A 13,306-nucleotide genomic window follows, 5' to 3' on the forward strand; every position below is an offset into this window, starting at 1 on the left:
ATGAGCTCTCGTACTCTTACCCTGGTAGGCGTTTCCCTGGTCATGGGCCTTGGTGCTGCATGGATGGCCGACTCCTGGCTGAGCGCCCGGCTCAATGCCAGCCCGGATGACCACCTACGAAGCGTGGTGGTCGCCACGGTAGAAATTCCATTCGGGCAGATGGTCGAGGCCCAACAGGTCACGACCATGCGCATGCCCATGGACACGATTCCAGACGATGCCTTCGACTCCACCGACAAAGCAGTGGGCAAGATCGCGACGTTCGACATCCTGAAGGGCGACATCATGCGCGGCGCGCGCCTGAGTGAGCATTTGGGGGGCAGCACCCTGGCTTCATTGATTGCGACAGACAAACGTGCCATATCGGTACGCGTGGACGATGTGGTCGGCGTGGGCGGATTCCTCTTGCCGGGTAACCGGGTCGATGTGCTGGCAACCAAACGCACTGATGGCAGCGGCAACAACGCCGTGTCCAAGACCATCCTCGAGAACTTGCGGGTGTTGGCGGTGGACCAGACGGCGGGTACCGACAAGACCCAACCGGTGGTGGTGCGCGCAGTAACGCTTGAGATGACGACCGCAGAGGCTGAAACCCTGGTCACCGCGCAAACGGAAGGGAAATTGCAACTGACCCTGCGCAATCCGCTGAACGCCGAGAAAAAAATCGCGACCGTTGCGCCTGCCGCACCGGTCATGGCGATGGCCGCTGCCCCGGCGCCAAAACGCGTGGTGCGCCGCGGCAATGGCGAGGTTGGTGGGGCTATCACCATTATCCGTGGGACCCAAGCCAGTGTAGTCAAACGTTGACAGGGCGGTAGGGTGCCTGGGCACCAGGTATTGGCAGCCGATCCGAGTCAGTTTCGGCAAATGAGGGCTTGATGATGAATCTTCGTATTCGGCAGCCGTTCACTGCGACGCCAAGGCGCCAGGCTGGATCGGTGAGCGTGTTGATGGTAATCGCGTTAGCGGCGATTTTAATGATGGCGGGTTTGTCCCTCGACGTGGGCCACATGTTGTTGAACAAAACGCGCCTGCAGAATGCTGTAGACGCCGCCGCCCTGAGCGGTGCCAAAACCCTGAGCCAGGTGGAAGGTGGTAGCAACCCTGCCAGCGTAACGCGCACTGCCGCGCTCAATACGCTGGCGCAAAATGCCAATGCCATGGGTAATAGCGAATTGGCCACGGCGATGGTTGGCAACGCAGGCTTCGCGGTAGTGGAACTGGCAAGCAGCGTCTATGGCCCATTTACCTATCCGGGGCCTGCGGATGCCAAATATGTTCGGGTATCGGTACCGAACTATGGCCTGACAGGATTTTTCTGGAACTTCGTCCAGACATTCGGCACTAGCGGCTTGGGGAACAAAGCAGTGTCGGCGATCGCCACCGCAGGCCCCAGCCCTACCAGCCCCTGTGATCTCGCACCTTTGATGGTCTGTGGCGATCCGGCTCAATACGACCCGGACGCCGGTATGTTCTGGGGCTTCCAATTTGGTGATTTGCAAGTATTGAAGTCGGCTGCCGGCAATTCGTCCCCCATTGGTCCAGGCAACTTTCAGTTGCTCGATTTTGGTTCGGGCGGCAGTTCGGTCAGGACAGATATGGCCGGAGGCGGCTCAATCTGCCGCAACGTGGGGGAAAATGTCCAGACCAAACCCGGCAACACGGTGGGCCCTGCGTCTCAAGGCTTGAATACGCGCTTCGGCATCTACAACGGCCCGGTCAGTGCCTCGGCCTATCCGCCCGACCTGGTGACCACGTCCAGCAATCCCGCGATCACTTACGACGACTCAGTTTCCCCACCACAAATGAAATACCAGGGGCAAACCGTCACCTCGAACAACGGCGATCTCACGGCGGGCGGCAACGCGATACAGGACTACAACGACTGGCGTGTGAGTGCTGCGGCCTGTGTGGCAGGGTCCGGCAGTGGCTGTCAGAGCAATGGGGTGTTCGAGCGCCGGATGCTGAAAATCGTGGTGGGCAACTGCACCGGCCAACAGGGCGGTACCACCTCGATCCCTGTCCTGGGTTTTGGTTGCTATTTCGTGGTGCAGCCAATGAGTAACGGCGGCACGGAAGCGCAGATCTTCGGCCAGTTTGTGAAGGAGTGCGAAGGCGACAATGTGCCCGGTCCTAATCCGACGAACGATTCCGGCCCACAGATCATTCAGCTCTACAAAACCTATCTCAACGGCAGCGGCACTCCGAGCACAGACTCATAGGAGGCGTCATGAGACTTCACGCGATTAAACATCCGCGGCGCCAGCAGGGCCTGGCCATGGTGGAATTCACCCTGGCCCTGCCGGTGCTGCTGTTGCTGTTGCTGGCCTTCGGTGAGTTCGGCCGCATGCTCTACCAGTACAACGTACTGCTGCAGGCCAGCCGTGATGCCGACCGTTTCGTCGCCAGCCAAGCCTGGAACTCGACGCTCGGTGCGGTCTCCCTGAGCAATACGCTGCAGACCCAGACGAAAAACGTCGCGGTCTATGGCGTGCCTAGCCAGACCGGAACCCCAGTGATATCCGGATTGACGGCCAACAACGTGGTCGTCGCCGCCGTGGGCACCGACCATGTGCGAGTCACCATCACTTTTACATTCTGCCCGGTGATTGGCGGTGGCAATTGCACCGGATCGCTTCCCGGGTTTTTCGGTAATCCGATTGCGCTGAGCATTCCGCTGGTCGCCACCACTGTCATGAGGGCACTGTGATGAATCGCAAACGCATGCAAGGCACCTATGTGGTGGAGTTCGCCATCATCGGCGCGCTGATATTCACGCTGTTGTTCGGCGCGTTGGAAATCGGCCGCCTGTACTTCACGATCAATGCGCTAGATGAAGTCGTGCGCCGTGGTGCGCGCCTGGCGTCGGTGTGCAATATCAGTGATCCGGTGGTGTTGCGGCGGGCGATCTTCAATGCCGCGACCGACGCCGGTGCGAGCCAGATCATCACCGATCTGGCCACCACCAACTTGACGTTGACCTATCTGGACGTAGACGGCGCTCAGGTGGGCAACCCCGCCGACACGAGTGGAGTCAACGGCTTTCGTGCCATCCGCTACGTCCAGTTGAGCCTGCAAAACTTCGTTTTCAACCTGTTTATTCCCGGGTTCGGCGTGCCCATTACCTTGCCCACATTCAGGGCAACGTTGCCACGCGAAAGCCTCGGGCGTCATTCCGATTCCGGGGAGATCACACCATGCTGAATACCAAGGAAACGCCAGTCTCCAGCTCGACTGGCAAAGCCGGGCTCCGGTTGCTGATTAGCAGCCGTGATGCCACCTCTTTGCGCGATCTGCAGAGTGTCTGCCAGCGCATGCCCGGCCTTGAGGTGAGCACTCGCTTGGTGAGCAACGGGCATGTCGACCCGCTCTACGGTCTGGACCGCATGCCCGATCTGTTGCTGTTGCGCGTCAGCCATCTGTGGCGTGAGGAGCTGGCGGCGCTGTTGCTGCACCCGGCCCATGAACGTCCGCCGATGTTGGTCTGCGGTCTGCTGAGCGAACAGGAAGGCATGCGTATGGCGATGCAGGCCGGCGCCCGTGACGTGCTGCCCGAGCCCATCGCCGAGACGGAATTGGTTGCCGCCTTGAATCGGCTGGTCATGGAGGTTCGGACCGGCAGTGGGGCGGAAGGGAAATTGATCGCCGTGATGAGCGCCAAGGGCGGCTCCGGCGGAACCCTGGTGGCCTGCAACCTGGCCCAGCAGCTCAGCGCCAGGGGCGGCAGTACCCTGTTGCTCGATATGGATCTGCAATTCGGCAGCGTGACGCATTATCTGGATGTGGCGCAGTCGCACAGCCATCTGGAGGTGTTGCACCAGATCGACGGCATGGACAGCGTCGCGCTACGCGGTTTTTGCAGTCACTTCAGCCCCACCTTGCATGTGCTGGGTGGCCGGGCCGGTGAGCTGTGTCTGCCGCAAGATGCCCAACCCGAGCAACTTGACACCCTGTTGAAGTTGGCCCGCGCCAGTTATGACTGGGTGGTGATTGACCTGCCGCGGCAAATCGACCACCTCACCGGCTCCGTGCTGGAACAGGTGGATCGGGTGTACGTGGTGGTGCAACAGAGCGTCAGCCATTTGCGCGATGCCAGCTCCCTGGTGCGGATTCTTCGCGATGACCTGGGCGTGCGCGGGGATCAATTGCAGATAGTGGTCAACCGCTATGACAAGGCGGGAGCGATCAGTCTCAAAGATATCGGCGAGGCGCTGCGCTGCACCAATCTGTCGAAATTACCCAACGACTTCAACCTGGTCAGCCAGAGTCAGAACACTGGCGTGCCGTTGGGGCTGCATGCGCCGAGGGCAGCGATCACTGCCGCACTGCGCGACATGACCGAGGACCTGGTCGGTCAACAGGTAGCCGGGAACAAAGGCTTACTCAAACGCGCCTTCAACCGTTTTTTCGGGGGATGACCCATGATCAGCGACTTTCGTAACCGCTTGCGCAAACAGTCCGCTAAACCCGCCTCATCGTCGGCGACCGACGACCTGCTGGACCCGGCAGAGGAAATAATGGCGTGGGAACGTGCGGTACCGGATGTTCTTTACGAAACCAGAAGCCAGGTCACCCCGGTGGAAGCCGAGTGGCGGGAAAAGATCTACCAGCAGTTGCTCAAAGTCATGGACCTGTCTTTGCTGGACTCCCTTGAACAGGCCGAGGCCTCGCGGCAGATTCGAGATATTTGCCAGCGCTTGCTCGATGAGCATTCGGCGCCAGTGAGTACCTCCAGTCGCCAGTTGATCATCAAGCAGATCACCGACGAGGTGCTCGGCCTGGGTCCCCTGGAACCGTTGCTGGCCGATCACAGCGTGTCCGACATTCTGGTCAACGGTTTTGCCTCGGTCTATGTCGAGCGCTTCGGCAAACTGCAACGGACCGATGTGCGCTTTCGCGATGATCAGCATTTGCTGAACATCATCGACCGCATCGTTTCCAGCCTGGGTCGTCGTATCGACGAGTCCTCGCCATTGGTGGACGCCCGGCTCAAGGACGGTTCGCGGGTCAATGCGATTATCCCGCCGCTGGCCATCGACGGTCCGAGCATGTCGATTCGCCGCTTTGCGGTGGACCTGCTCAATACCGACAGCCTGATCTCGGTGGGGACGTTGACCCCGGCCATTGCCCTGCTGCTCAAGGCGATTGTCCGTGGACGCTTGAACGTGCTGATTTCCGGCGGTACCGGCAGCGGCAAGACCACCATGCTCAACGTGCTGTCCAGTTTCATTCCACAGAACGAGCGGATCGTCACCATCGAAGATTCGGCTGAACTGCAACTGCAGCAGCCTCATGTAGTGCGCCTGGAAACCCGGCCTTCGAATATCGAGGGGCGTGGCGAGGTGAGTCAGCGGGAGTTGGTACGCAACAGCCTGCGGATGCGCCCGGATCGCATTGTGATCGGCGAAGTGCGCGGCGCGGAGGCGCTGGACATGCTGACGGCCATGAACACCGGTCACGACGGCTCCTTGACCACCATCCACGCCAACACCGCACGCGATGCGTTGGGGCGAATCGAGAACATGGTGTCGATGACCGGGGCGACCTTCCCGATCAAGGCCATGCGTCAGCAGATCGCTTCGGCCATTGATGTGGTGATCCAGCTGGAACGTCAGGAAGACGGCAAGCGCCGACTGGTCAGCGTGCAGGAGATCAACGGCATGGAAGGCGAGATCATCACCATGACCGAAATATTCTCTTTTGCGCGCCAAGGCATGGGCGAAAACGGTGAGGTGCTCGGTGATTATCGCCCCAGCGGCATGATCCCGGCCTTCCGCGATGTACTGGCCAAGCGTGGCATCGAGTTGCCGCTTAACATGTTCAGGCCTGAGTGGATGGAGGCGCGGCAGTCATGAACAATATTCCTGGTGAATTCATTCTGATGTTCCTCGGCATGGTGTTTATTGCCGCGTTCCTCCTGTCCCAGGGCGTGGTGGTGCCGGTGTTTGGCGAGGCCGGCAAGATGCGCAAGCGCATCCGCGGCCGCTTGCATGTACTGGAGAAGGCCAACAATCTGCCTAACATGCAGACAGTGTTGCGGCAGAAATACCTGACGCGCCTGTCGCCACTGGAGGCCATGCTTGAGCAGTTGCCTTTTATGGCGAACCTGACACAGGTGATCGAGCAGGGCGGACACGAATACCGGGCGTATCGGGTGCTGTTGCTCGGGCTGTTCCTGGGCGTCTGTGCGGGCATTTCGATCTGGATGATCTCGTCAGTCTGGTGGATGGCGCTGCTGGTGGGCTTCGGGGTGTTCTGGTTACCCGTGCTGAAAATTTTTCGTGACCGTGGCAAACGTTTCGCTGAGTTCGAGGAAGGCCTGCCGGATGCGCTGGATGCCATGTGCCGTGCCCTGCGCGCCGGACACCCGTTCAACGAAACCTTGCGCCTGGTCGCCGAGGAGCACAAGGGGCCGGTCGCTCATGAGTTCGGTATGACCTTCGCCGATATCAACTATGGCAACGATGTACGCCGGGCCATGCTCGGCCTGCTGGAGAGAATGCCGAGCATGACGGTGATGATGCTCGTGACCTCGATCCTTATTCACCGCGAGACCGGCGGCAATCTGACTGAAGTACTGGAGCGTCTGAGTCGGCTGATTCGCGGGCGCTTTCGCTTTCAGCGCAAGGTCAAGACCTTGTCGGCCGAAGGGCGGATGTCCGCCTGGATACTGGTGGCCATTCCTTTCGTGCTGGCGGCGGTGATCGTAATCACCAGCCCTAACTACTTGCCTTTGCTACTCAATGACCCGATCGGCCATAAGCTGATATTTGGGGCTTTTGGTTCCATGTTGGTCGGGATTTTCTGGATTCGCAAAATCATACGGATTCAGGTTTAAGCCTTATTCACCATGTGGAGGTGCAGGTCATGGACTATTTGCTGGGGTTGTTCAATCGAGTGACAGGCAATGAGGAGATGGCGCGCCTGTTGTTTGTCGGTGCGATGAGTCTGAGTGCAGTACTCGCGATCGTTACCGTGGTGCTACTGCTGTTGGGGCTGCAGGACCCCGTACAGCGTCGTCTGGCGCTGATCAAACGCGGTCATTCAGGAAGTACATCCGGGCAGGACGCACCGGGTAATCTGCAATTATTGCTGGAACGGGTCGGCCAACGCTTTGGCTCGACTGATGGCGCTCAAACGTCTGCCACCCAAACCCTGTTGACGCACGCTGGTTATCGCTCACAATCGGCTGTTCAAATGTACTGGGCGGTGCGTTTGCTGTTGCCATTGATATTGGTAGGCCTTGCGCTGTTGGTGTTGCCGATAATCCCCAAACTTTCTCTGATTACGGGGTTGTTGATAGTGTTAGCGGCGGCTGCTGTCGGCTGGCTGGTACCCGCGCTGTATGTCGGAAAACGCAAGCAGGCTAGGCAGGGCAGGCTGCGTGCCGCTTTTCCAGATGCCCTGGACCTGATGGTGGTCTGTGTGGAGTCGGGCCTGGCCTTGCCTCTGACGATCGAACGGGTGGCTGAAGAAATGTCAGTCAGTCAGGTTGAACTGGCTGAAGAACTGGCCTTGGTCAATGCGCAAATCCGCGCGGGCATTTCCAGTACCGAGGCGCTCAAGCAACTGGCTGTGCGCACCGGTCTGGATGACGTCCAAGGGTTAGTCAGTCTGTTGGCGCAGAGCATCCGTTTTGGTACCAGCGTGGCCGATACTCTGCGCATCTATGCCGATGAGTTCCGTGACCGGCGTACGCAGGCCGCCGAAGAGGCGGGGGCGAAAATTGGCACCAAACTTATATTCCCGCTGATTTTCTGTCTGTGGCCGAGCTTCTTTCTGATAGCCATTGGTCCTGCCATGATCGGGGTACTCAAGACATTCGGGAAGTAACAAGGTCCTTGCTGTCGAACAGGATGGCCTTGCCAACCGAGCTTTTACACATCCCCTGTAGGAGCTGACGCAGGCTGCGATCTTTTGATTTTTCTGGCAGGCAATTCGTTGCCCAGGCCTCTGAATCAAAAGATCGCAGCCTGCGTATATCTGTTAATCACGACCTGGCATTGATTGTCGCGATACGCTCGGTGACAGGCTGGGCAAGGCGCAAGCGATAGTTACCAGACACCCCTTTAAGGAACACCGCGGTCAAGCGTAGGAGCTGGCGAAGCCTGCGATCTTTTGATTTTGATGGCCGAGAAGTTTCGCTGAAGAGCAAAAGATCGCAGCCTGCGGCAGCTCCTACAGAGATTGCGTACGTCTGTTAATCACGACCGGGCGCTGATTGTCGCGATACGTTCGGTGACAGGCTGGTCAAGGCGCAAGCAATGGTTGCCAGGTGCCCCTTCAAGGAACACCGACGCGGTCAGGCGTAGGAGCTGGCGAAGCCTGCGATCTTTTGATTTTGATGGCCGAGTGATCGTGGAAGAGCAAAAGATCGCAGCCTGCGGCAGCTCCTACAGAGATTGCGTACGTCTGTTAATCACGACCGGGCGCTGATTGTCGCGATACGTTCGGTGACAGGCTGGTCAAGGCGCAAGCAATGGTTGCCAGGTGCCCCTTCAAGGAACACCGACGCGGTCAGGCGTAGGAGCTGGCGAAGCCTGCGATCTTTTGATTTTGATGGCCGAGTGATCGTGGAAGAGCAAAAGATCGCAGCCTGCGGCAGCTCCTACAGGGTAATTCGGCCAGGCTTGGATAGTGTGTAGATGCCAATGCTTTCCTGCATGCGACGTCTGGCCCGGCTTTGCAGCCAGGCCACTCTGAACGACGCCAGAGGCTGATCACCCCTTGACGTGCCTCAGTTGCTGATGGTCATTTTTCCCGCTGCATCCTGATCAAAAAACTCCGGAATCGGGTAGAGGAAGCTGTTCAGCCAACGCTGCATGGCCAGGTCACGTTCGGTGGCCGAAGCGGTTTGCAGTTTGGGCGAAGCAACGATGCCGCGAATCTGTAGCTGCATCCACTGCTCGGTGCCTTTTTGCTCCTTCGAAGAGGGGCCTGGTTCAAAAGCCCAGGCACTGGTGGACAGGCAAGCCATGCACACGATCAACAGCCTCTTGGTATTCATCTCGACTCCTCGTACGTTTTACTTGGTCGCACTGGATGAGGCAGCGGCTACCTCAGTTCTGCGATTCCCCTCGGATGCCACTGCTTTTTTAGCAGAAGCCTTGAGTTTTTCCGCGCGGCTCTGAGCCTCTGCGACTTGCTGAGGACTCAAGCTGGCGCGGGTCACGAGTTCGGAAGCTGCCTTCCAGTTATCCTGATAGATCAACAGCGTCACCATATTCAGTGCCGCCAGTGAATTGGACTGTTTGAGCTCCATGGCAGTCATGAACTCAAAGCGTGCTTCAGGGATCCGTCGCTGATTGAGGTAGACCACCCCCAGGTCATTGCGCATCCTGTCGTCGGTGGGGGCCATCTTCACCGCTCGCTCAAGGTGAGTGGTAGCGTTGGCGTAATCATTTTTGGCCGCGGCCAACTGGCCCAAGCCATGTTCCCCGTCGGCGGCCAGACAGGTGCCGAGCAAGCTTTGATACAACGGCCCCGACTCGTTACGCCCCATCAAGCGCAGCACCCGGGCCTTGCGCAGGCGAACCTGAACCAGGTTGTCAGGCAAACCTTCCAGATTCGCCAGGCTGGCATACAAACGGCCCTCACTGACCATGTTATCGGCCAAGCTCAGGGCCAGCTCTTGATCCGAAGCGGGCTTGGCACACTCAGCCGGTCGCGACGACAAGCCATTGCTGGCACAACCTGTGAGCATTATTGTCGCCGCTATTGCAATGACTGCTTTCATCGAGTGTCCTCTGGCTACAACACGTTGAACGCCTGGCCAATGGCAATAAAGCTGGCTTGGCAAGCGTTCAAGATCACCGTTACGAGTGAGGTCGAGGCAAGTCTGATTCAGGCTCATTGCGAGAGCCCGGAGCGACTGTCGAAATCGCCATTTTCGAGGAAGAACATACGGTAGAAGTTCGGGTCGTAATTGCGCAGCTGCTCGCCAGGCAATGACGGTAGTTGTGCATTGGCAGCCAGTGGCTGGACCAGATGCGGGGTAACGATCATCAGCAGTTCACGCTCTTCACGGTTGATGCTGTTGTCGCGGAAGAACGCCCCCAGAATCGGGATGTCGCCCAGCCCCGGAAACTTGTTCACCTGGGAACTGTTGCGGGTGCTGATCAGGCCGCTGATGACGAAGCTTTCGCCGTCGGCCAGGGAGATGCTGGTGTCGGTACGTCGAATGGTCAGCGCCGGAACGATGGTGCCGGCGATGCTCACGGCGTTGGTGAAGTCCAGTTCACTGACTTCCGGTGCCACCTTCAGCGCGATACGGTTTTTCCCGATGATGGTCGGCGTCAGGGTCAGGCGGATACCGAATTCCTTGTACTCGATGGACACGTTATCGCTGCCGGAACTGGGCACTGGAATCGGCACTTCACCACCGGCCAGGAAGCTCGCACTCTGCCCGCTGAGCGCTACCAGGCTTGGCCGTGCCAGGGTGTAGGCGAAACCGCTGCCTTCCAGTGCGTTGATCGACACTAGAGTATCGCTGGACGCAAAAGCGAAGTTGAACATGCCGTTGTTCACCGGCACCGACGGCGTGACAATGCCGCCGACGGTGGGCAAGGTTCTCGGTGAGCCGAACAGGAAGTTGCCTTGGCGGCCAAAAATCGAGGCATTGGCTTCCTTGAGTTTGGTCCGGCTGACTTCAACGAAGCGGATGTCAGTTTGCACCTGGATCGGCAACAGCGGGTCTTCGGAAGGCACTGTCGAGACGCTGGTGAGCGCCGCGGTGGCCTTGCCCTTGACGAACACCATGCTTTGGCGCGGCGTTGTCGAACAGGCGGTCCAGACCATCAGGCTGGTGGTCCCCGGCGCCATACCGGTGAGCAAGAAGGCATTGGGGTTGTTGCCGCTGGGTTGCACGTCGGCGATTTTCGGATCGCCGACTGCCAGCTGTGTCACCGGGACGGGGACGCGCAGTTCATTCTGGAGCCCCTGACCGACCTCAAACGTTGTCGGCATATTATCCAGTTGCGAACAATTGGCCGGCGCGGCCTGAGCCGCATTCACGCTGAGGCCCGTCCAGAACAGGCCTTGGATAATTCGCTTGAAAGCGGGCACGGTACGATAGCTCATTAAGTGCATCCTCGCTGAATAGGCCATCTTTGAGGCTAACTAGGTTGCCTCGGATCACTACAAGGGGCCTTGGTCGGCCCTCTACCCCGCCAGACCCCTGACTAATGGCCCCGGCAATATTCCGTGGTGCTACATGCAAGCAACTGCAATACGCTGTTCTGACGGAACAACGAGCGACCTTCGCTATAACGGTTTTTAGTGATCCAGATACCTGAGCTGTCGAGCCGAACGATAGGCTCGGGCTCGACAGCAACAGCAGCTAAAGACGGCACTTTGCGCCGACCTGACTCCCCTAAAAAGCAACCGGCAATCAAAGCAAAGAGCCGGAAAATGCTTGCCAGGACCATAGTGAGGTAACTCCTTTTGCCATTCCGCTATCTGATCGCTGAACCTAACGTGGCATTTCGAACCGTTATGTCTTCTTCTTGTTTGAAAGGTAGTTCAACCAAGGCAAAGCGCCATGCTTTGAACGAAAACTTTCGATACAGATGCTGGTTTTTTTCTGAAAGCCACGGTCAGGCCACGCAATCATTGGTATTGCGCCAGATGCTGATGAAATAAGGGGTGCTTCACGGTCCCACGAGTTTTTCTTTGGGTTTTGCGCTGCATATTTCACAAAAACGCCACTCATTGAGTGGCATTTTCAGGCGTGCCGGTTTGTACTTTTCGAATGCAGACCAATAGTAACAACGGCATCTGGCGGGATATGACAAGGAAGCTGAATACGGCTGATTGTGTAGGCTCTACACCTGCGAAGTGCAGGTTGGAGTATTGGCCGTAACGTACTGGATCACCTCTTCAAGGGTGTCTATGGCAGGAGCATTGTTCACCAACGCTTGCGAACTGCACCATGGATAATCCAGTTGCGATACCCACTCCATGATGCAGTGCAGATCAGTCGCCGGCAGGGTTTTCATGTGCTCTATGGTGATGGTGAGCTTCTCTACAAGCCCCGACTCGGGGCTGAACTGCCACTCATACAGACCGCAACCGACGCGGGCTTCGCCGGAGCTCTTGTCGGACATGCCGACCAGCCATTTGCACTGGAATGCTCTGGCCTGCGGTTCAGGTGGGAGTCCCAGGCAAAAGGTATAGACGTTTTCGAAGGTCTGGCCGAATCGCCTGACCAGCACATCGCCGATGGGGCCAAGGCCTTCAACGTGGGGTGGAAACGAGATAGACCCGGTGTGCACGACCATGTCCAGGATCGCGTCTGGCGCAAAGGCCTGGGGTAACAAATGTGGGCGGTTACCGTCCTTGGCGTTTATGTACTGTCGAATCGATTGTTGAGCAGTGTTCATTGTTTGTCCGTGGCATCCATATCAGGTTGAAAACAGTCCAATCCAAGGCTCACGTTACTATTTCACGCGAGCCCGCACTCATTTACAAAGCACTATTCAAAACATCCGTTACCAGCATGCAGCCGGGGGCGTGGGTGATGCACAGTGGCGGACGCGAAGTTTGCACCACCGATTGCGGAGTCACACCGCAGGCCCAGAATACCGGGATTTCGTCGGCTTCGACTGGCACGGCATCGCCGTAGTCCGGGCTGCTTAGTGAATCGATGCCGATCAGCGCCGGATCACCGATGTGCACAGGCGCGCCGTGGACGTTGGGCATGCGTGCGGTGATCTGGATCGCCTGGATCGCCGCGGCGGCCTTCATCGGGCGCATGCTCACCACCAGCTTGCCGCTCAGGCGCGCGGTAGGGCGGGTGTCTATGTTCGTCCGGTACATGGCGACATTGCGCCCCAGATCGATGTGCCTGAGGGTGATGCCGGCATCCAGCAGCGGTTGTTCGAAGGAGAACGAGCAACCGATGGCGAAGGCCACCAGATCGTCCTGCCACAAATGCTCGATATCTGACGGTTCTTCGCTCAGTTCGCCATGGCGATAGACCCTGTATCGGGACACCTCGTGGCGGATATCAATGGCTGTGCCGAGATTGCGAAAATACGGATCACCCGGTTCGGTGACGTCGAGCACCGGGCAAGCCTGCCGATTGAGCGTGCAATAGCGGAGAAACTCGTTAGCCCAATCATTGGGCAGAATCACGATATTGGCTTGCACCCGACCTTGGGCCAAGCCGCTGGTGTGGCCCTGATATTGTCCGGCAGCGATGCATTGGCGCAAGGCCAGTGGAACGCTGTGCTTCAGTTGTTCGAAAGACAGGGTGGGTTGGCTCATCACGGCATCTCTTCAGGTTCGATGACCCTTTTTAGAAAAC

Annotated in this window: 13 protein-coding genes; 8 read left to right on the top strand and 5 right to left on the bottom strand. The window is 58.2% G+C overall.

Annotated elements, in window-relative coordinates; genetic code table 11:
* The 8 genes from cpaB to JFU11_RS11135 all read left to right on the top strand — a co-directional run bounded on the left by cpaB (position 1) and on the right by JFU11_RS11135 (position 7,833).
* Positions 1–807 (top strand): Flp pilus assembly protein CpaB, encoded by an 807-nt coding sequence (gene cpaB, locus JFU11_RS11100; RefSeq protein ID WP_123723047.1) that lies wholly within the window; start codon positions 1–3, stop codon positions 805–807.
* Between the two features lie 71 nt (positions 808–878).
* Positions 879–2,222 (top strand): TadE/TadG family type IV pilus assembly protein, encoded by a 1,344-nt coding sequence (locus JFU11_RS11105; protein WP_123723048.1) that lies wholly within the window; start codon positions 879–881, stop codon positions 2,220–2,222.
* Between the two features lie 8 nt (positions 2,223–2,230).
* A complete protein-coding gene (locus JFU11_RS11110) occupies positions 2,231–2,710 on the top strand; it encodes a TadE/TadG family type IV pilus assembly protein (RefSeq protein WP_123723049.1) in 480 nt (159 codons plus the stop codon).
* Positions 2,710–3,204 (top strand): TadE/TadG family type IV pilus assembly protein, encoded by a 495-nt coding sequence (locus tag JFU11_RS11115; protein ID WP_123723050.1) that lies wholly within the window; start codon positions 2,710–2,712, stop codon positions 3,202–3,204. Before JFU11_RS11110 ends, JFU11_RS11115 begins: the two co-directional genes overlap by 1 nt.
* Positions 3,198–4,418: an AAA family ATPase gene (locus JFU11_RS11120; protein ID WP_123723051.1), complete on the top strand. Its 1,221-nt coding sequence runs from the start codon at positions 3,198–3,200 to the stop codon at positions 4,416–4,418. The genes JFU11_RS11115 and JFU11_RS11120 overlap by 7 nt, the downstream gene beginning before the upstream one ends.
* Positions 4,419–4,421: 3 nt before the next feature.
* On the top strand, positions 4,422–5,855 hold the full coding sequence (locus JFU11_RS11125; RefSeq protein WP_201060624.1) for a CpaF family protein: 1,434 nt from the start codon (positions 4,422–4,424) through the stop codon (positions 5,853–5,855).
* A complete protein-coding gene (locus JFU11_RS11130) occupies positions 5,852–6,838 on the top strand; it encodes a type II secretion system F family protein (RefSeq protein ID WP_201060625.1) in 987 nt (328 codons plus the stop codon). Before JFU11_RS11125 ends, JFU11_RS11130 begins: the two co-directional genes overlap by 4 nt.
* A 29-nt stretch (positions 6,839–6,867) precedes the next feature.
* The gene (locus JFU11_RS11135) at positions 6,868–7,833 is read left to right on the top strand and encodes a type II secretion system F family protein (RefSeq protein WP_123723054.1); all 966 of its coding nucleotides are present in this window, start codon (positions 6,868–6,870) and stop codon (positions 7,831–7,833) included.
* Between the two features lie 904 nt (positions 7,834–8,737).
* Here the strand turns inward: JFU11_RS11135 and JFU11_RS11140 are convergent.
* The 5 genes from JFU11_RS11140 to JFU11_RS11160 form a co-directional block, all read right to left on the bottom strand.
* A complete protein-coding gene (locus JFU11_RS11140) occupies positions 8,738–9,007 on the bottom strand; it encodes a DUF3613 domain-containing protein (protein ID WP_201060626.1) in 270 nt (89 codons plus the stop codon).
* 18 nt (positions 9,008–9,025) lie between these two features.
* On the bottom strand, positions 9,026–9,736 hold the full coding sequence (locus JFU11_RS11145; protein ID WP_123723056.1) for a tetratricopeptide repeat protein: 711 nt from the start codon (positions 9,734–9,736) through the stop codon (positions 9,026–9,028).
* A 113-nt stretch (positions 9,737–9,849) separates the two neighbouring features.
* On the bottom strand, positions 9,850–11,079 hold the full coding sequence (locus JFU11_RS11150; RefSeq protein WP_123723057.1) for a type II and III secretion system protein family protein: 1,230 nt from the start codon (positions 11,077–11,079) through the stop codon (positions 9,850–9,852).
* 743 nt (positions 11,080–11,822) lie between these two features.
* Positions 11,823–12,380: a hypothetical protein gene (locus tag JFU11_RS11155; protein WP_201060627.1), complete on the bottom strand. Its 558-nt coding sequence runs from the start codon at positions 12,378–12,380 to the stop codon at positions 11,823–11,825.
* An 82-nt stretch (positions 12,381–12,462) separates the two neighbouring features.
* Positions 12,463–13,266 carry a putative hydro-lyase gene (locus tag JFU11_RS11160; protein WP_123723060.1) on the bottom strand — a complete coding sequence of 268 codons (804 nt, stop codon included), beginning with the start codon at positions 13,264–13,266 and terminating at the stop codon, positions 12,463–12,465.
* Positions 13,267–13,306 lie beyond the last annotated feature (40 nt).

The sequence above is a fragment of the Pseudomonas sp. TH37 genome (assembly GCF_016650735.1).
Taxonomy (GTDB): Bacteria; Pseudomonadota; Gammaproteobacteria; order Pseudomonadales; family Pseudomonadaceae; genus Aquipseudomonas; species Aquipseudomonas farris.

Coding starts and splice junctions, on each gene's coding strand:
- JFU11_RS11155 (WP_201060627.1), bottom strand. CDS start 12,380: ATGAACACTGCTCAACAATCGATTCGACAGTACATAAACGCCAAGGAC.
- cpaB (WP_123723047.1), top strand. CDS start 1: ATGAGCTCTCGTACTCTTACCCTGGTAGGCGTTTCCCTGGTCATGGGC.
- JFU11_RS11160 (WP_123723060.1), bottom strand. CDS start 13,266: ATGAGCCAACCCACCCTGTCTTTCGAACAACTGAAGCACAGCGTTCCA.
- JFU11_RS11150 (WP_123723057.1), bottom strand. CDS start 11,079: ATGAGCTATCGTACCGTGCCCGCTTTCAAGCGAATTATCCAAGGCCTG.
- JFU11_RS11120 (WP_123723051.1), top strand. CDS start 3,198: ATGCTGAATACCAAGGAAACGCCAGTCTCCAGCTCGACTGGCAAAGCC.
- JFU11_RS11145 (WP_123723056.1), bottom strand. CDS start 9,736: ATGAAAGCAGTCATTGCAATAGCGGCGACAATAATGCTCACAGGTTGT.
- JFU11_RS11105 (WP_123723048.1), top strand. CDS start 879: ATGATGAATCTTCGTATTCGGCAGCCGTTCACTGCGACGCCAAGGCGC.
- JFU11_RS11125 (WP_201060624.1), top strand. CDS start 4,422: ATGATCAGCGACTTTCGTAACCGCTTGCGCAAACAGTCCGCTAAACCC.
- JFU11_RS11110 (WP_123723049.1), top strand. CDS start 2,231: ATGAGACTTCACGCGATTAAACATCCGCGGCGCCAGCAGGGCCTGGCC.
- JFU11_RS11115 (WP_123723050.1), top strand. CDS start 2,710: ATGAATCGCAAACGCATGCAAGGCACCTATGTGGTGGAGTTCGCCATC.
- JFU11_RS11135 (WP_123723054.1), top strand. CDS start 6,868: ATGGACTATTTGCTGGGGTTGTTCAATCGAGTGACAGGCAATGAGGAG.
- JFU11_RS11130 (WP_201060625.1), top strand. CDS start 5,852: ATGAACAATATTCCTGGTGAATTCATTCTGATGTTCCTCGGCATGGTG.
- JFU11_RS11140 (WP_201060626.1), bottom strand. CDS start 9,007: ATGAATACCAAGAGGCTGTTGATCGTGTGCATGGCTTGCCTGTCCACC.